The sequence below is a fragment of the Rummeliibacillus sp. GQ308 genome (assembly GCF_059759115.1).
This window is the reverse complement of the sequence record NZ_JCAXDQ010000001.1, coordinates 1,291,896-1,309,286: the sequence shown is the minus strand read 5'-3', so window position 1 is coordinate 1,309,286 and position 17,391 is coordinate 1,291,896. Positions and strand designations below refer to the sequence as shown.

The 17,391-nt window shown below is 36.3% G+C and carries 17 protein-coding genes; 7 read left to right on the top strand and 10 right to left on the bottom strand.

What is annotated here, in order from left to right; translation table 11 throughout:
* Positions 1 to 83 precede the first annotated feature (83 nt).
* Positions 84 to 1,385 (top strand): aminotransferase class I/II-fold pyridoxal phosphate-dependent enzyme, encoded by a 1,302-nt coding sequence (locus tag AC6CHJ_RS06400; protein ID WP_498287716.1) that lies wholly within the window; start codon positions 84 to 86, stop codon positions 1,383 to 1,385.
* A 212-nt stretch (positions 1,386 to 1,597) separates the two neighbouring features.
* Here AC6CHJ_RS06400 and AC6CHJ_RS06395 read toward each other — a convergent pair whose 3' ends face one another.
* The 5 genes from AC6CHJ_RS06395 to AC6CHJ_RS06375 form a co-directional block, all read right to left on the bottom strand.
* Positions 1,598 to 2,851: a dicarboxylate/amino acid:cation symporter gene (locus tag AC6CHJ_RS06395; protein ID WP_249775899.1), complete on the bottom strand. Its 1,254-nt coding sequence runs from the start codon at positions 2,849 to 2,851 to the stop codon at positions 1,598 to 1,600.
* 143 nt (positions 2,852 to 2,994) lie between these two features.
* Positions 2,995 to 3,993 carry a tetratricopeptide repeat protein gene (locus AC6CHJ_RS06390; protein ID WP_498287714.1) on the bottom strand — a complete coding sequence of 333 codons (999 nt, stop codon included), beginning with the start codon at positions 3,991 to 3,993 and terminating at the stop codon, positions 2,995 to 2,997.
* A gap of 123 nt (positions 3,994 to 4,116) precedes the next feature.
* Positions 4,117 to 4,338: a hypothetical protein gene (locus tag AC6CHJ_RS06385; protein ID WP_147193547.1), complete on the bottom strand. Its 222-nt coding sequence runs from the start codon at positions 4,336 to 4,338 to the stop codon at positions 4,117 to 4,119.
* 135 nt (positions 4,339 to 4,473) lie between these two features.
* The gene (locus AC6CHJ_RS06380; protein WP_498287712.1) at positions 4,474 to 6,030 is read right to left on the bottom strand and encodes an aminotransferase class V-fold PLP-dependent enzyme; all 1,557 of its coding nucleotides are present in this window, start codon (positions 6,028 to 6,030) and stop codon (positions 4,474 to 4,476) included.
* Between the two features lie 2 nt (positions 6,031 to 6,032).
* Positions 6,033 to 6,584, bottom strand: coding sequence for a glycerol-3-phosphate acyltransferase (locus AC6CHJ_RS06375; RefSeq protein WP_147193549.1), 552 nt, complete (start codon positions 6,582 to 6,584; stop codon positions 6,033 to 6,035).
* Between the two features lie 173 nt (positions 6,585 to 6,757).
* Between AC6CHJ_RS06375 and AC6CHJ_RS06370 the strand changes: the two genes are divergently transcribed.
* On the top strand, positions 6,758 to 8,020 hold the full coding sequence (locus tag AC6CHJ_RS06370; protein ID WP_147193550.1) for a glycosyl hydrolase family 18 protein: 1,263 nt from the start codon (positions 6,758 to 6,760) through the stop codon (positions 8,018 to 8,020).
* 405 nt (positions 8,021 to 8,425) lie between these two features.
* Here AC6CHJ_RS06370 and AC6CHJ_RS06365 read toward each other — a convergent pair whose 3' ends face one another.
* The 3 genes from AC6CHJ_RS06365 to cyoE all read right to left on the bottom strand — a co-directional run bounded on the left by AC6CHJ_RS06365 (position 8,426) and on the right by cyoE (position 13,084).
* Positions 8,426 to 11,542 (bottom strand): MMPL family transporter, encoded by a 3,117-nt coding sequence (locus AC6CHJ_RS06365; RefSeq protein WP_392994134.1) that lies wholly within the window; start codon positions 11,540 to 11,542, stop codon positions 8,426 to 8,428.
* Entirely contained in the window at positions 11,539 to 12,003 is a 465-nt protein-coding gene (locus tag AC6CHJ_RS06360) for a MarR family winged helix-turn-helix transcriptional regulator (RefSeq protein WP_147193552.1), read from the bottom strand. The genes AC6CHJ_RS06365 and AC6CHJ_RS06360 overlap by 4 nt, the downstream gene beginning before the upstream one ends.
* A gap of 148 nt (positions 12,004 to 12,151) precedes the next feature.
* Positions 12,152 to 13,084 (bottom strand): heme o synthase, encoded by a 933-nt coding sequence (gene cyoE, locus AC6CHJ_RS06355; RefSeq protein ID WP_150284269.1) that lies wholly within the window; start codon positions 13,082 to 13,084, stop codon positions 12,152 to 12,154.
* Positions 13,085 to 13,341: 257 nt separating this feature from the next.
* Between cyoE and AC6CHJ_RS06350 the strand changes: the two genes are divergently transcribed.
* The 5 genes from AC6CHJ_RS06350 to AC6CHJ_RS06330 all read left to right on the top strand — a co-directional run bounded on the left by AC6CHJ_RS06350 (position 13,342) and on the right by AC6CHJ_RS06330 (position 16,479).
* Entirely contained in the window at positions 13,342 to 13,563 is a 222-nt protein-coding gene (locus AC6CHJ_RS06350) for a KTSC domain-containing protein (RefSeq protein ID WP_147193554.1), read from the top strand.
* 224 nt (positions 13,564 to 13,787) lie between these two features.
* Positions 13,788 to 13,883 (top strand): YjcZ family sporulation protein, encoded by a 96-nt coding sequence (locus AC6CHJ_RS06345; protein ID WP_084246876.1) that lies wholly within the window; start codon positions 13,788 to 13,790, stop codon positions 13,881 to 13,883.
* 235 nt (positions 13,884 to 14,118) lie between these two features.
* Positions 14,119 to 14,844, top strand: coding sequence for an AzlC family ABC transporter permease (locus AC6CHJ_RS06340; RefSeq protein ID WP_147193555.1), 726 nt, complete (start codon positions 14,119 to 14,121; stop codon positions 14,842 to 14,844).
* Entirely contained in the window at positions 14,841 to 15,167 is a 327-nt protein-coding gene (locus AC6CHJ_RS06335) for an AzlD domain-containing protein (protein WP_147193556.1), read from the top strand. The genes AC6CHJ_RS06340 and AC6CHJ_RS06335 overlap by 4 nt, the downstream gene beginning before the upstream one ends.
* A gap of 151 nt (positions 15,168 to 15,318) precedes the next feature.
* Entirely contained in the window at positions 15,319 to 16,479 is a 1,161-nt protein-coding gene (locus AC6CHJ_RS06330; RefSeq protein WP_147193557.1) for a cation:proton antiporter, read from the top strand.
* 97 nt (positions 16,480 to 16,576) lie between these two features.
* Here AC6CHJ_RS06330 and AC6CHJ_RS06325 read toward each other — a convergent pair whose 3' ends face one another.
* On the bottom strand, positions 16,577 to 16,762 hold the full coding sequence (locus AC6CHJ_RS06325; protein ID WP_066786829.1) for a hypothetical protein: 186 nt from the start codon (positions 16,760 to 16,762) through the stop codon (positions 16,577 to 16,579).
* 64 nt (positions 16,763 to 16,826) lie between these two features.
* Positions 16,827 to 17,291 (bottom strand): hypothetical protein, encoded by a 465-nt coding sequence (locus tag AC6CHJ_RS06320; protein WP_147193558.1) that lies wholly within the window; start codon positions 17,289 to 17,291, stop codon positions 16,827 to 16,829.
* Between the last annotated feature and the right edge of the window lie 100 nt (positions 17,292 to 17,391).

Here is a 17,391-nt window from a genome sequence, read left to right as displayed (position 1 = left end):
CAATATTATTGGCTATACCCCATCCTTTTCATCATAAAATCATGTATAATATCGTTAGCATAGAGAAAAAGAGGCGATCAATTTTGCATAGTTTAGCAAAAGAATTAAATGAAAAAATTCAATCAGAAAATCCATTTGTATTTGAGATGCTATCGGATCTAGGAAAAGCATTATACTATCCAAAAGAAGGAATCCTAAGCCAATCAGCCGAAGCTGGGAAAAAGGCTCATAAATTTAATGCGACTATCGGAACTGCTCTTGAGAATGGACAGCCGATGCATTTAAACGTAATTCAAGAAACTTTATCCGCTTATAAGCCTTCTGACCTTTATCCTTATGCCCCACCTGCTGGCAAACCTCAACTTCGTGCAGAATGGCGTAAAAAAATGCTAGTGGAAAATCCTTCATTAGAAGGTAAATCCTTTGGCAATCCAATTGTGACGAATGCATTGACACATGGTTTGAGCACTGTTGCTGATTTATTTGCAGATCAAGGCGATGCGATTATTATCCCTGATAAAAACTGGGAAAACTATGATATGGTGTTTGGTATTCGACGCCATACAAATACTGTCACTTACCCTTTATATAATAACGAAAATAAATTTAATGCAGATGGATTGTACGATGCGATTATAGCGCAAAAAGAGAAAGGCAAAGCCATTGTCTTATTGAATTTCCCAAACAATCCAACAGGCTATACACCTCTAAAAGATGAAGGCGATGCGATTGTGGATGCTATCCATAAAGCAGCAGATGCTGGTATCAATGTTGTAGTTGTTACAGATGACGCATACTTCTCCCTTTTCTTTGAGGATTCTTTACATGAGTCTTTATTTGGTGCATTGAGCAATTTGCATGAACGCGTCCTAGCAATTAAAGTAGATGGCGCTACAAAAGAAGAATACATTTGGGGATTCCGAGTTGGTTTTATCACTTACGGAAATAAAAGCGAAGCAATCCTAGCTGCTTTAGAAGATAAAACAATGGGGATCATCCGTGCAACAATTTCAAGCGGTTCGCACCCTTCTCAAACATTCTTGCTTCATGCATTACAAAGTCCAGAATTTGAAGCGCAAAAACAAGAGAAATTTGATATCATGAAAGCCCGCGCCAACCGTGTGAAGGAAGTCTTAAATAATAGCAAATTTAACGCTGTATGGGATTACTATCCATTCAATTCTGGCTATTTCATGTGCTTGAATTTAAAATCTGTTGATGCGGATACACTCCGCTTACATTTGTTAGACCGCTATGGTGTAGGCACAATCGCACTTAGCGAAACAGATTTGCGCGTTGCATTCTCATGCATTGAGGAAGAAAATATTGAAGAATTATATGAATGCATCTATCAAGGAATTAAAGATTTAGAAGCGACTAAATAATTTAAAGAAGAAAAACCAAAATAAAAAACCGAGCTTCATGTGATAAAAATTCACATATGCTCGGTTTTTCTTTTTATTTTATTATAATTAAATCCAATCATAATAGAGAACTTAATTTAGTACTCCGCTGTCGATGCGATTACCAATCTTAGAAGAAATTCTTCACTTTTAAAATTGATTTTGAGAATGGCTAATCTTAAAAACTACCATTTTTATTGAGCTTGCTGCAATTGAGTTTCATTTACAGCACTCTCTTCTACTAAATTACTTTCTGTATTAGCAACGTACATTGCGCACACAGCGTCTCCTGTGACGTTTACGGCTGTACGGGCCATATCTAGAATTCGGTCAATACCAATAATGAGAGCAATCCCCTCTACCGGCAATGAAACTGCATTTAACACCATTGCCAACATAATTAAGCCTGCTCCAGGAACAGCAGCTGTACCAATACTTGCCAAAACTGCAATGATAACAACAGTAGCTAATTGCATAATTGTTAATTCCACCCCGAATACTTGTGCGATAAAGACAGTTGCTACTCCTTGCATAATAGCAGTTCCGTCCATATTGACAGTTGCTCCAAGTGGCTGAACAAAACTTGAAATCGATTTAGGTACACCTAATTTCTTCTGTGCAATATCCATTGCAAGCGGCAAAGTGGCTCCACTACTTGATGTACTAAATGCGACAGTCATTGCTGGGAAAAAATCTTTGACAAATTGAATCGGATTCCTCTTCGCCATAAATTTTACCGCTCCACCATAGACGAAAATAAAGTGCACAATCAACCCTAAAATAACAACAATCATATAAAGGCCCATTGCTTTAATTGCATCAAATCCTTGTTTACCAATGGCCGACGCAATCAGGCCAAAAGTACCGAACGGAGCAAATTTCATCACTAATGTCACTAAGTACATCATGATTTCATTACCTTCATCGATAACCTTCCATGCAGTCTTTACCCGGTCGCCTAAGAACGCCAGGGCAATACCGATAAAAACAGAGAAGAATATGATTTGAAGCATATTGGCTTCCACAAATGCTAGAACAGGATTTGAAGGAATAATGTTTAATAATGTATCAGTTACTGCAGGAGCTTCATTTGTTTCGTATTGAAGCCCATCTGTTGCAAAAGTTCCGACAGTTCCTGGTTTTATAACTGAAGCCAACACAATTGCAATAATAATAGCAATCGCCGTTGTCGCTAAGAAAAAGACAATTGCCTTTACGCCAATTTTCCCAAGTTTCTTTGGATCACCAATATTTGCCGTCCCGAGTGCAATAGAAAAGAATACAAGTGGAACAACAAGCATTTTAATTAAATTAATGAAGATCGTTCCAAGTGGGGAAAAGAAATACTGATCAACTTTAGGGAAAATGGATGGTGCTGCAAAATTCATCACTAAACCGACAACTGCGCCGACAATTAACGCGATTAAAATATTTCTAGCCAACTTCATCGTAACGCCTCCTTTTTATAGAATATTCTAATATATTGAAATATTAATAAAATTATATATCATTACATCGAATTTTGTAAACAAAAATCCAAATTTTATAATCATATTCTATAAAAGGATATATATTACATTCACTCAACTTCTTATAAGAGCTTTAGTTTTTCTCTTGCTTCTTGATCTCCTTGTAAGGCTGCTTTTTGGTACCAATATTTTGCTTTCTTAAAATTAACTTGTGTACCAATCCCTGCTTCGTAGCAAAAACCAAGATTGAACTCCCCATCTACATCTTGTTGATCTGCCGCAAGCTGATACCAGCGCATCGCTTCTACCCCATCGCCATTTTGAAATGCCTCATGTCCTAGACGATTAGCAGCAAATACATCCCCTGCTAGCGCTGATTGTGTAAACCAATGGTGCGATTTGGTTTTATCTAGATCGACACCCACCCCATTTTCGTACATATAACCAAGCGTATACATCGCCTCTGCAACGCCTCTATCTGCAGCAATTGAAAAAAGTTCAAATGCGCGCTGTTCATCTTTTTCAACAAACTCTCCTCGTAAATACATATCTGCATAGTTATTCATTGCATCAGCATGTCCTTTTAAAGCCGCTTCTTTATAAGCAAGGTATGCCTTCTCCCAGTCTTCTCTTACAACCACTCCATCATAATAAAAATTGCCTAGCCAATAGATCGCATCCAGATTTCCTGCAGCTGCAGCTTGTTCATACCATACAAATGCCCAATCATCATGGCCAATAGTTTTATAGATTTGACCAAGTAATAATTGTGATACAGAGTCTCCTTTCATGGCTTTTTGATATAGATGATTTGCTTCCTGTAATTCTTTTGCATTCCAATAGCTGTTAGTTTCAGTTATTTTTTGCTCAAGAAATGCCTCTAACAATAAAAGAAAATCACGATGTATAATTTCACAATATTTTCTATCGTATACAGTCAGTTGCTTGAACTGTCGGAAGAGCAATATGTTGTTGTTATCGAGACCTTCCTCTTTGAAAAATGCTAATATCTCTTTTAACTCATTAAGTGAGCATTCTCTCAATTCTATTTGTGAAATATTGTTAAGGATAGTTTGGTATTCTTTTATTTCAATTAGCTGTTTCAATTTTTCTGTATTCATTTGGGGATTGTTCTCCTTTTTATTTACATAGTAAAAGGCTACGCAAGAATTCCATACTCACATAGCCTTACCCCTTATTTGAGTTTCTATTACTAATATTAAGAACTAAGTATCTTCCGCTGTTTAAAATTTTTTGAACAATGGAAGCCACGGTTTTTGGCCTTGAGTTTGTTGTTGCTGCTCCATAGGTGATTCAACTGGTACTTCATCTTGTGTTAATGCTTTTGTAGCATTTGGCTTAAATGGAGGCGGCCCCATTGTTGTCTGCACTGCTTTAATGAGCGGCGGAGGGGGTACATCTGTAACATTCTTATATTCTTCGCCATTAAAGGGTGTCATAGCCAATCCAATCCCTCCTTTCTTCATACCATAATATATGAATGAAAGGAGTAGGGATTCTTGGCGACCGCCCGGCAGCATGTATGGATCTGATAAATGAAAAATAAAATTGATTGTGGTATTACAATTTGTTTAACTTTTTTAATCACTTGTTTGTAAAACTAACGAAGTATTTATATATTGATCAAAAAATTGAATAAAATTTTCAAAAGCTACTTCAAAATCTGGTCCTATGGTGGAGATTTGAAAGATATGCTTCTCCTTCAAGTATACACTTTCACCATGTAAAAAGAATCCGTTTAATTTAGCATCATCACAAAAGTTTTGAAGAGAATTAGGAAAAACAAAAGACATAATGGTCGGATAATTTGAAGAAACACATATTTTATAACGAGATATACTGGAATCCTCTACACTATCTAAGCGATTCTTCAATATTTTATATCGTTCTGGATATTCCTTTAATGCCTCGACTGTATTAGATACGAGGAATGCTGGAATTGTAAATGGGATTGGATGGTAAAAATAATGTGCTAAATTTAAATAAAGTGGCGCATTGTTAGTTTGTGGTACTTGATTTAAAAATACAAAGGAAAGGCCACTTAATGCTCCGAGTGCTTTCCCGCTGACAGCAGATGCCATATAGAGCCCTCTCATTGAAAAAGCTAAAGCACCAAATGTGCTAATACAATCTACACATACCTTTACTTGGTATTGTTCCGCTAATCTCGTGATTGCTTGGAGATTATTGCATTCACCTGTAGATGTCTCACCATGTACAAGGGCTATCCACCGATAATCACCTGTTTTAAACATTTCTTCAATTTCCGCTAGTTGAAATGTCTCACCCCATTGATATAAACAACTATGAAACTGTAAATCCCAGTGTCTTGCTTGCCTGATGAGACGTTCTCCAAATTCTCCATTTGAAAGAATGATACCCTTTTGTTGTTGGAAGTCAGCTTTCATTTGTCCAAGCATTGCTTCATTTGCTAATGTTCCAGAACCGACAATTGTTGTAACAAATTTCGCTTGTGCTTCTTGTAAAAGCCGATCCAATAACTCTTGATAAAGATTCTTAAAATTCCCCGACCTATGAGACAAGCTAGTATTGGTCAAAGTGCTTGTTTGTAAAACTGGACCAGGATAAAAATAATGTTGCTTTAAACGAATTTTTTCAGCCATTTGAGCACAATTTTTTCGAGTTAAAATCATAGGAATAAATTTCGCTTGTGATGTTCCGACTTCAGAACCAAAAGGTGTAAAACCTAAGTGCTTATACAGCTTCTCTTCCTTTGTAAAACCTGAAATTATAGCTCCAGAATAATTTCTTTCATATACGTACGTATAAATAGCTTTTGCTAACTGTCTGAATACACGGCCGTTCCTAAATTGTTTTTTCACTGCTAATAAGCGAATTTCACAAAGTTTTTCATAGTCACTGCTATCTAAATAATTTTCCACATTCCCTATTTTCTCATCTAATGAAAATGGACGTTGATCCCGAAAAGCGAGCATACCTACAATATCGTTATTTCGATATACTAATATATATGTATTTTCATTATGAAAGCGATCTTGTAATTTTCCATCTTCATTTGGCGAATGCTGAGCGATTTCTTCTACAAAAGTTTGATAATTAAACCGTGCAATTTCATTGAATTCTTTATCTGTTCGTGCTATTTTGCAATAATACATGATTAGCTCACTCTTTCCCTAAGATTTTTGCGGTGCTTATATGTAATGAGCAAAAAGCTCAACAATAACGGTGTATAGACAGGTATATGGAAGGTGAGAATAACCAAACTGCAAGCCACAAAACCAAAAATCATTCCCCTTGTAAGGTTTTTGAAAAATGGCAGAGCGATAGCAGTAGAAGTAGCCAATATCATTAAAAGCATTGGATTCAATACGGCCACACCACCAATCAATGCTGCTACCCCTTTCCCACCTTTAAAATGGAGCCAAACTGGAAAAAGATGCCCTAAAATACATAGACATACACCACAAGCAATTACAAACTCATCAAGCAATAGTATATGACCTATCATGGCTGTTACAGCAGCTTTAGCTGCATCTCCTATAAAAGTATAAAGGAACGCAAGCTTCCCCAATGTTCTGCCAGCATTCCTTGCTCCTAAATTACCGCTGTTTAGATTAGCCAGTGATACACCATACCATTTGCCGATAAACCATGCTGCCATGATACTTCCTATTAAATAAGAACTCAAAAGATAGATAAGTATTATCATTTAATTCAGCAATTACACCTTTAAGGATAGTTGCTTTTTCACCTGCCTTCTAGGTTCTTTTTATATTTATTCGCTATTAGTACCCTAAACCCTTGCTTTTACAATAAAACTTTCGCAAATTTTTTCTTTTCGCATATGTTGTATATGAGAATGAAAGAGAAGGTGGGGGTTATTTGTTTATTTATGTTGTAAAAACTGGAGAGTCTATTTTTTCTATCGCCAGAAAATATCAAGTAACCATGGATAGTATAAGAACTATCAATGGATTATCGACTGATACAATTGTTCCGGGCCAAGATTTATTGATTCCAACAGACCAGTATGTAGTACAACCTGGAGATTCACTTTTTACAATTTCCCAAATGGCGATGGTCTCAGCTGATCGAATAAAAGCTTATAATGGACTTCAGTCTAATGAACTATCAGTCGGGCAAACATTGTATCTACCTCCAAGAGAAAAATACAGCGCCTATAGTTTTGGCTATATTACCGTTTCCACTCCTGAAAGTAATCAATTAATTACACAAACATATGCACCACTGAACACCTATTATGGCATTTTCGAACACCACGTTCTAGCTGATGGCAGCTTGAGCGAGCTGAACGATCAAGGCATCGTTAATATGTCCCGGGACAATTTTGTTGCACCTATAGCAGTGGTTACAAACCTAACAAGCACAGGATTTGATCCAAATTTGACCGTCACTATATTATCAAATGCCACAGTTAGACAGCGTTTGATTACAAATATTTATAACCTACTCCGAAACAAAAATTATTCAGGCGTCAATATAGATTTTGAACAAATCCCTGCTTCACAGCGTGATAACTTTACAACTTTTTTAAGAGAACTTCGCACTCGCATTCAACCAGGTGGGTTTTCACTATCTGTTGCTTTACCGTTTAAAACAGAAGAAAACGATCCGCCTTGGAGAAGAGGATATGATTATAGGGGAATTGGAGCAGCTGTTGATTTTGTATTCTTGATGGCTTACGACTGGCATGAGCTTGGTAGTGATCCTGGTCCTGTAGCTCCTATTCAAGAAGTAAGAAAAACGGTAAATTATGCGATTCAAACAATCGGGGCAAGAAAAATTCTCTTAGGCGTCCCTAGATATGGCTATGATTGGACTGTTGCAAACGGCCAAGTAGTCAGTGCAAAAGCTGTATCAGTGGCTGAGGCAATCAAAACGGCTATGCGACATAATGTACCTATCTCCTATTCAAGAGAGTACCAGCAACCGTTCTTTACTTATTGGGATGCAACTGGCGCTGAGCATAGGGTATGGTTTGAAGATGCAAGGGCACTTGCTCAAAAACTACAAATGATTGTTGACAAACGATTAAGAGGAATTGGATCATGGCATCTTGGCTTGCCATTTACACAATCAGCCGTATTATTTAATGAATTCTTCCGCATACGAAGAATTTTATAAAAGAAAAAAGCAGGGAGTCATTTCCCTGCTTTTTTCTATCTCAATTTTCTCATTAACTATGAAGGGAAATTCAGAATAATATCATTTATAACCGCAATAATTTCAACAATTAAAAGAACAAGTACAGCGGCCAGAAAGATAACTAACATTCTATTTTGCTTGTTGAGCAAAATGAGAATCAGAATGATAATAATCAGCACGACAAGCAAGAGTAAATACATATTCCCCCTCCCTCAAAACTAAAATATAAACCTACTACTCTAACTATCATATGAAGGGTATATAATTCTTGTTGATTATTTTTAAGACTTTAATCTTTATTATTGAATAAAAAAATTGGATACAGAATTCTGCTAAATTCTGTATCCAACCAGATCTTATTTTATCAGAGAAAGAATCAGAGATTTAGTCCTCTTTTTTTATAAACGGCCACCAGTTAGCTTTTCCAAATGTTTTAGCAAGCACTGGAATAAACAACGGTAAAATCACTAGTGCATACAATACTAGGCCAATTAAGATAACCGTTGCTATTTCTAGCAATGATAGAACACCTGCTGGCATCATAGCAGCAAACGTACCTCCAAGAATAACGGCCGCAGAGATGATGACAGTACCCATTTTGCGCATGGACTCTAGCATTGCTTCACCTACTGATCGATCTTTGTATTCATTGAATCGGTCCATTAAGAAGATACTGTAATCAATGCCGAGCGCAATTAAAATTACAAATGCGAAGAATGGGACTGCCCAGCTAATACCATCATAGCCAAGCAAATTCACGAATATAGATTCTGTAATAGCCATTGAAGTATAGTAAGTTAGGATTAATGAAGCAATCAAATAGAGCGGCATAATAATCGATCTTAGTAATAAAAGAAGGATTAATGCAATACCAGAAAGCATAAGAATGACCGTCCTCGTATAGTCCGCATCTGACATTTTGCCCATATCGTTATAGGTGCTTGTAATACCTCCTACTGCCACTTTAGCATTTTCAAGCTTTGTATCTTTTGTAGCATTGTCCACTGCTTTTTTTATAGGATCAATTTGCGCAATCGCTTCGTTTGAATAAGGATTTTCTTTAAAGACAACATCCAATGTCATAGTTTTGCGGTCTTTTGACATATAGGCATTAAGAGATGGTTCAAACTCTTTACTGTGAATCGTTTCTTCTGGTATATATACGCCTGCCATATCATCCGGCGATGAGGCCAACCCATCTAAATAACCTTGAGCCCCTTTGAGCCCTTTATGGACTTTATTTAAACCAGTAGCACTTTTATTTAGACCATCTGTCAATTGACTCATCTGTCCGCCTAAATTTGAAAATCCATTTAATAATTGTTGTTGGCCATTTTTCAAATTAGAAAGCCCACCTTCAAAAGTAGACATATTCCCAATAATTTGGTTTTGACCATTTGCAGCTTGGTTTAAACCACTTTGAAGTGAACTTACTGCTTGGATAAGTTTTCCAAGCCCCTCTGCCATTTGCTTTTGACCATTTGCCATTGGTTCTAAATTAGCATTAGCTTGATTTAGACCAGTTTGGACTTGCCCCAAGCCGCCAGTTAATTTTCCAAGACTTCCGGCTATTGCTGTCGTACTCTGCTGTACAGTAGACACTGTTTGTTTTATTGTAAGGTAATCTTTATTTTGATTTAAATCTGGATTTCCCTTCTCTAAATTAGTAAATGATGGGTTTAATGCTCCCATAGTTTGTGCTAGTTTAGAAAGATTGTTCCCTATTGCTTGATAGCCTTCTTTCAATTTTGATAAACTCTGTGCACTTTGTTGATAGCCTGTTAGAAGCTTTTTGCTCCCATCAGACATAGCAACCAAATTATTTTTGATATCCTCAAGCCCTTTATTAATCTCGCCTGCACCCATTGATCCGTCTCGGATGCCCTTCTCAATCCTTGTTAAACCTGTTTGAACTTGACCCATACCATTTTTTAATTGGTCTGTACCATTGATAAGACCATCAATACCATCTGTGGCTTTTTTCAATTGCGGACCAGACTTTGATAACTCTCCACCTGCAGATTTCAAGCCGTCGCTGATTTTTTTGATGCCTTCGTTGCTTTTCCCCACGCCCTCTTTCAAACCTTCAGCTTGGTTTGCAACTGCTAAATCTTTTATTTTTTCTCCTGTCGGACGTGTAACAGATCGAACAAAGTCAACGCCATCATTTTTAGCTACTTCTTTACTGATTTTTTCTGCTAATCCCAAATACTCCGCAGAATCCATTGCTTCGTCATTTTTAATAACAATTTGAGTTGGCATAGATTGGCCTGGACCAAAGCTGTCTGCTATTATATCAAATGCTTTAATTGAAGGTACATCATCACCAGCTTCATTCAGCGAATTATAAGAAAGGTCGCCATCATAAGCTACTAAAAACGGAATAGATACAGCTCCTACTATTAATAGAGCAATTAACGGTCGTGTTAATGCAAAGCGCCCGACAATCCCCCAGAATTTACTATCCTTGTGTTCAAGTTTTCCTTTGGATGGCCAGAAAATCTTTTTCCCCATGACCGCCATAAAGAATGGGACGACTGTAGCGAGAGCAAGCAAAAGAATAGCTACACCAATAGCAACAGCCGCTGCAGATTGATACAGCTTGAATGTTGATAGCCCAATTGCTGCAAAACCTATCATTACGGCAAGGCCACTAAAGAACACCGTCTTTCCTGCAGTTTTATATGTTGCAACTATTGCCTCTGCAACGCTCTCTTTTTCAGCAAGTTCTTCTTTAAAACGGCTAAAAAGCAAAATACAGTAATCCGTCCCGATACCAAACAAGACTGCTACTAGGAAAATTTGTGTATATTGAGAAATTGGGAAATCCCATTTATCAACAAGGAATGAAACGATTGATTGCGAAACTAAATAACTAAATCCTACTGTAATCAGCGGTATTAATGGTGTAATGATAGATCTGAAAACTAATAGCAATACAGCTAGAATAAATACAACTGTGATGCCCTCTGTTTTCTTTAAACCTTCTTGTGAATTTGTATTAAGGTCTTCATCGATCATCCAGCTGCTCGTAAAGTAATGTTCTATTTTCACACTCTTTAGTTCTTTATAGAGTGCTTTCATTACCTTTTGAGGGTTGCGGTCACCAACTTCCATGGACAGTGAAGCCATGATTGTTTTCCCATCTTTTGAAACGAGTTGATCTTTTAAAGCTTTTTCATCAAAATGAGTAGTTATATCAGTGATACCCAGTTGTTTCTTATCCTTTTGTAGCTTCTGAATAGCTTGTTTTACTTCTTTTGTGTCCTCTGCGGACAATTTTTTCTTATTATGAAATACAAGTGCTACTTGTGATTTATCATTGTCTTGCATATCATCTAGCATACGCTTTGCCATGGAAGAAGAATAATTGCCCGGAACATCAATACTACCTTTCTCTTTTACAAGATTGGCCATATTTGGTGCTGTCATCATTAATACAGCTGCAATTGCTATCCATGCAATGATGACAAACCATCTTGCTTTTATGATTGCCTTCATTCTTTTACACCTTCTTTATTATTCATATTGATTAAAATATGGGAAAGCTTTTCATATGTATGCATAAAGCTCTCAATTTCTTTCCTATCAAACTTTGTAATGAAATGCTTAACTAGCTGATGAATTTTTTCTTCTGTTTCAAGGTAGAGCTCCTTGCCTTTTTCTGTTAGAGATAAATATACCACTCTCCGATCGTTCTCATCTCGAGTTCTCTCAATTAGTCCCTTATCCGTCAAGCGCGTAATAATTGCCGTAATGGCACTTTTATTGACATGAAAAGCTTCTGCTAGATCTGTTGATGTACAGCGGTCATGCTGAAATATAAATCGAAGGGTATAATGCTGATCATTCGTCAATTCTTTACTCAGCTGGTCTTTAACAAGTGCCTCCCCCATTCGATTCACTTGGAAAGAAGTTTTGATATATTGGTCAATAAGCTCTTGGATATTGTCATAAGCCAATCTGTTCACCTCGCTATTTAGTTCAACAATTTAACTATTCATCTGTTAAACTATAAAAAGAAACAATAATTTTGTCAATTGTTTTTCAAAATATTACATCCTTGAACACAGCAAAAAAACGGCAAGCCGAATTAGGCATTGCCGTTTTTTAATGGAATTTTAAATACAGTCCAACTATTGAGTATATAATAACCGTTGAAAATAGGACCGTCATATGAAGAAGTGAATAAACAAATAGTAAAGTTGCCCATTTTTTAGGATCTTTTTTATGATACCCATAAATATTCATAACAAGCCAAGCTATGCTTAGTAATAAAGCTACTAGCATTAAACCCTTGCTTAGAGTTCCAAGCAAAAAGCAGCTTGCTGTGAGAAGAATTAAATAAATATTTGTTGTTATATATGTGCGTTTCATACCTTTCGCTACAGGAAGCATAGGAACCCCAGCAGCACTGTAATCGTCTTGTTTACGAATTGCAATTGCATAGAAGTGCGGCATTTGCCAAATTAAAGTGATTACAAATAAACCAAGAATAGCCGGATGCATAATGTTTGGATGGATTGCTGCCCAACCAATTAACGGAGGCATAGCTCCTGAGATGCTACCGACTTCTGTATTATAGACTGTATAGCGTTTCGTCCAAATAGTATAAGGGAATACATAAAAGAAAATTCCCGTAAAGCCTAGCAATGCTGCAAGCGGTGTCGCCAAATAAAGCGCGAGCAACCCAACAATCGTTGATCCAATAGCAATAAACCACACTGTACCGATTCTAATATCTCCAGTCACTGTTGGCCGTTTTTGGGTGCGTTGCATTATAGCATCTATATCCCTATCGTAGATATTGTTAAAGGCCCCTGCTGCAGCAATAACTAAAGCAGAGCCAATGATTGCTGAAACTATACGAAGCCAATGATCAAATGGATTAATTTTATACGTATATAGCGCGAGCGTTAAACCGGCAACCATTGGAATTAAATTCGACTTAATTATCCCTGTTTTTACTGTCTGCGCTAAAATTTGCATGAAAGAAGGCGGCGTTTCTGCTTCTCTCTGTTTATATTTATGTTTGCTCCCCATTATTCTATTTTCATTCCTTTACTAACTAAAATAAACTATATATAAGAATAGTAATGACAACAATACTTTTATTGTAACAAAATTCGCCTTTGATATATATCTTTTTATTTTAATTCACAAGAATGCCATGAATCTATTTCAAACTTGATTATTTTTTCTTTTGTCTGTGACACTCAATAGAAAAAAACCGCTTTAAATTATTTAAAAATTCTGTTATCTTATTAATAAAAGATATAATGATTAAGGAGGTATTCATAATGCGATGGATAAAGATAGATTCCTCAAAATTAGAAGCAGTTGGATATGACGAGGGCGCAATGATTTTACGGATTCAATTCATAAAAGATGGCGTCTTTGAATATTATGGTGTTCCACCATTCGTTCATAAAGACTTAATTGAAACTAATCATCCTGAAAGAATTTTTAAACAATACATTAAAGATAAGTATCGTTACGTTCGACTTCAAAACCAATCCTAATCATTCACCCAAGCAACTTTAACTCGCACTACATAAGATAAAGTACAGTCAGTGGGATGTGAAGGCATGGGGTTTTGTATTATTGTATCCTAATAATTCGCCCCAACAGGAATAATCATAAAAAATGCTTCAAGCATTTAAGCCTGTTTTCTACACATTTACCCAATGAGTGTAAAGCAAAATGCATATTATATTAATACCTTTTCATAAGGAGGTGCATAAATATGGGCTTTACATTACTAGTTGTTCTATTCATCTTGTTAATTATTGTCGGAGCTTCTTACATGGGTTACGGTTACGGCGGCGGTGGAGCTTGTTAATCATTCCAAAAGCATCCACAATAAATAGGAGTGTAGTCGTTTAACTGTGCTTACAAACTAAACAGATCATATTAAGCAAATATGACACTCTAAATGGAAAGGAGAGCGATGAACGCTCTCCTTTTTGTTTTTTCAATAACTTGAAAATTTTCAGAAGCGCTGGAACGAAAAAAGTGCTATAAAACATCCATAAAGTTATGTATGATAAAGAGAATATAATAAAAGGAGTGATTCGTTGAACAGTTCGGTAGAGAATGTCCAATATGAGCAAGTAAAACATCCTTTCTTGCAAGGTATACGAGACTGCATTCCTACACTGTTAGGATACATAAGTATTGGGGTGGCATTTGGCATTGTGGGCTCAGCATCCCAATTAAACATGATAGAAATTGCTTTATTGACCATATTGGTCTATGCAGGTTCAGCACAATTTATCTTTTGTGCGCTTGTTCTGAGTGGGACTCCACCTCTCGTGATTATTTTCACGATTTTCATAGTAAACCTTCGACACTTTCTTATGAGTCTTTCTGTTGCGCCCTATTTTACGAAATACAGCTACCTGCGCAACATTGGATTTGGCTCATTGTTGACTGATGAAACTTTTGGCGTCGCAATCACCAAGTTAATGCAGACAAAAGAAATGAGTGGAAGATGGCTGGATGGGCTTAATATTACTGCCTATGCAGCTTGGATTGTATCATGTCTTGGAGGTGCACTGCTTGGCAAATGGATTACAGCGCCTGAAAAGTGGGGGCTTGATTTTGCTTTAATTGCAATGTTTGTAGCGCTTCTCGTATTGCAATTGCAAAGCGTCGGAAAAACAAAGCTCACAAAAAATTTATGCTTAATCGGGATTGTAGCAATTCTTATGTATATATTCTCCTATTTTATGCCATTACATTTGGCAGTTATACTTTCAACAATCTTCGCAGCTGCTATTGGGGTGGTGATGGATCGATGAGTATGAATATAATGATATGGACAATTATTGGCTGTGCAATTGTTACATGGCTCCCAAGAATTATTCCATTTCTTTTTGTAAAACACGTAAAGCTTCCTTCCATAGTAATGAAATGGCTCTCTTTCATTCCAATATGTATTTTAAGCGCGCTCGTTGTAGAAAATTTGCTTGTACCTGGCGATGGAATAACTTCTCTTAACTGGTCTGTTGTATTTGCTTTTATTCCAACGCTTCTTTTGGCAATATGGACAAAAAGTTTATCTGTAACTGTATTAGCTGGGGTTATATCTATGGCAATTATACGAATATATTTACCAGTATGAGTGTTTTCATAGTTTTATTTAGCCAAAGGTATACATTTTATGATATTATTGAAACATAATGTTTTTAGCAGACAAAACAAAAGTAATGAGGAGTCTATAGGCATTCAATTATTCGAATCTTTAAACTTCTTTTGGTTAAGGGGGCAGATTATTGGAATTACTACTTCAATTAGTGATTATTATACTCGCAACAAAAATAGCGGGAGCCATTGCTGTTCGATTTGGACAGCCAAGTGTGCTCGGGGAAATAATTGTGGGGATTATTATCGGACCAGCAGTTTTAGGATTGATTGGCAATATCGATGATAATGAATTATTACATACCTTTAGTGAACTTGGTGTTATATTTTTAATGTTCTTCGCTGGCGTTGAAACAAATATTAAAGATTTAACCTCTAATACAAAGTCAGCATTGACTGTAGCGGTTTTCGGTGTTGTGCTACCTCTAGTAGGAGGTTATTTAATCGGTGAAAGCTTTGGCATGGATCCTACACATTCATTATTTTTAGGTATTGTGTTGACAGCTACTTCGGTTAGTATCTCCGTACAGACTTTCCGTGAGCTCAATCAATTAAAAACACGAGAAAGTGCTACAGTGTTAGGCGCAGCCATTGCTGATGATATACTTGGCCTGATTTTACTGGCAATCGTTATCAGTATTACTGTCGGGGGAGATGTATCCATCCCAACAGTGTTATTGAAGCAAGTAATTTTCTTTGCGGTCATTATTCTTGCGAATTGGAAAGTTGTGCCCGTCATTTCTAAAATTGTAGCAAAATTTAAATCTACAGATATTTCGCTAGTTTTTGCAGTTGTACTTTGTTTTGCTTATTCATATTTCGCCGATTTCATGGGTATTAGTAATATTATCGGTGCATTCTTTGCAGGTCTTTCTCTAGCAGCAGACAAATCTCGTATAGAATTTGAAGAAAAGCTTTTACCATCAGTAGGTGTTTTATTTATTCCTGTATTCTTTGCAAGTATCGGACTTTCTGTTTCCTTTAAAGGAATTGGTGAGCATATAGGGTTGATTGTTATTCTATGTGTTGTTGCTGTTCTAACGAAAATTGTGGGCGCAGGTATCGGTGCACGAATTACTGGATTTAATACAATATCAGCGATTTTAATTGGTATTGCCATGGTTTCTCGAGGGGAAGTCGCATTAATAACATCCAGACTTGGATTTCAAAAAGGGCTATTTTCTGAAGAGTACTATACTCCTATGATTATCGCAGTTGTATTTACAACTGTTGTCACACCACCTTTATTAAAATGGATTATTTCCATTAAAGAAAAAAGAACTTCAATTTAAAACCATTCTAAAAATGCTAAAACCCAAGAATAGCTATATTCTTGGGTTTCTATCATTCTTAAGCTGAAAATACTAGGTAAAGAAGCGTATAAGATGTTTAAAATTGAATATCTGATGCGTGTTCTTTTAAATAAAATTCCACTAATCTTTTAAGATCTTTATGTTTGATCTTTACATACTCTTCCCCATCAATTTCTTCAATGGGTAGTTCTGAGATCGCCTCTTCCATCGTTTTGCAGAAATATGCTGTGCCGTCTACCATAAATGTCCATTTCTCTTGCAAAAGACCCACTCCTTCTATGCTCCTGAAGCTTATTATATAATCTCTATAAAGCCAGGTCAAAAATTTATTGGAGCTCTAATAGTCTTATTTGATCAAAGTTGATAAAGCAACTCGCCAATAGCTGGTATTGGTCAATCAAAACAATTCTTGGATTCTCTCTTTTGATCGTATGTAAGTAGTTTTTGGTCGCAAGAGTTAGCCCTTCAAAAAACAAATTATAACGGCACAAATGTTTTTCTATCTCTTCATCTCCACTATATTTTACTATATAAATTGTATGATCCGTTTGTGAAATACGATAAGAAATAGTAGTACCAATAGATTCGACCTTCTGTGTTTCTTTTGTTTTCACAAGATTGATTAATGCTTCGCCTAGTTTGAGTAGAAAAGTGCCATGTACTGCTGATTCAAATACTGCATCTGTTGTATTCTCCTCGTTAAAATAAATGATGATATTTTCATAGAAGAAATCTGCATAATACGGTGTTTTTAAAAGCTCGAGATTACCGGGTACAAATTGAATTTCCACTAATTATCAACTCCATATTTTCTATTATATGCATATTTTTTCTCCACTCAATACCATTTTATCTTAATTCAATAAGAAAAGCCGCCTGAATGTTTCATTC

Coding starts and splice junctions, on each gene's coding strand:
- AC6CHJ_RS06395 (WP_249775899.1), bottom strand. CDS start 2,851: ATGAAGTTGGCTAGAAATATTTTAATCGCGTTAATTGTCGGCGCAGTT.
- AC6CHJ_RS06390 (WP_498287714.1), bottom strand. CDS start 3,993: ATGAATACAGAAAAATTGAAACAGCTAATTGAAATAAAAGAATACCAA.
- AC6CHJ_RS06380 (WP_498287712.1), bottom strand. CDS start 6,030: ATGTATTATTGCAAAATAGCACGAACAGATAAAGAATTCAATGAAATT.
- AC6CHJ_RS06375 (WP_147193549.1), bottom strand. CDS start 6,584: ATGATAATACTTATCTATCTTTTGAGTTCTTATTTAATAGGAAGTATC.
- AC6CHJ_RS06365 (WP_392994134.1), bottom strand. CDS start 11,542: ATGAAGGCAATCATAAAAGCAAGATGGTTTGTCATCATTGCATGGATA.
- cyoE (WP_150284269.1), bottom strand. CDS start 13,084: ATGGGGAGCAAACATAAATATAAACAGAGAGAAGCAGAAACGCCGCCT.
- AC6CHJ_RS06350 (WP_147193554.1), top strand. CDS start 13,342: ATGCGATGGATAAAGATAGATTCCTCAAAATTAGAAGCAGTTGGATAT.
- AC6CHJ_RS06345 (WP_084246876.1), top strand. CDS start 13,788: ATGGGCTTTACATTACTAGTTGTTCTATTCATCTTGTTAATTATTGTC.
- AC6CHJ_RS06335 (WP_147193556.1), top strand. CDS start 14,841: ATGAGTATGAATATAATGATATGGACAATTATTGGCTGTGCAATTGTT.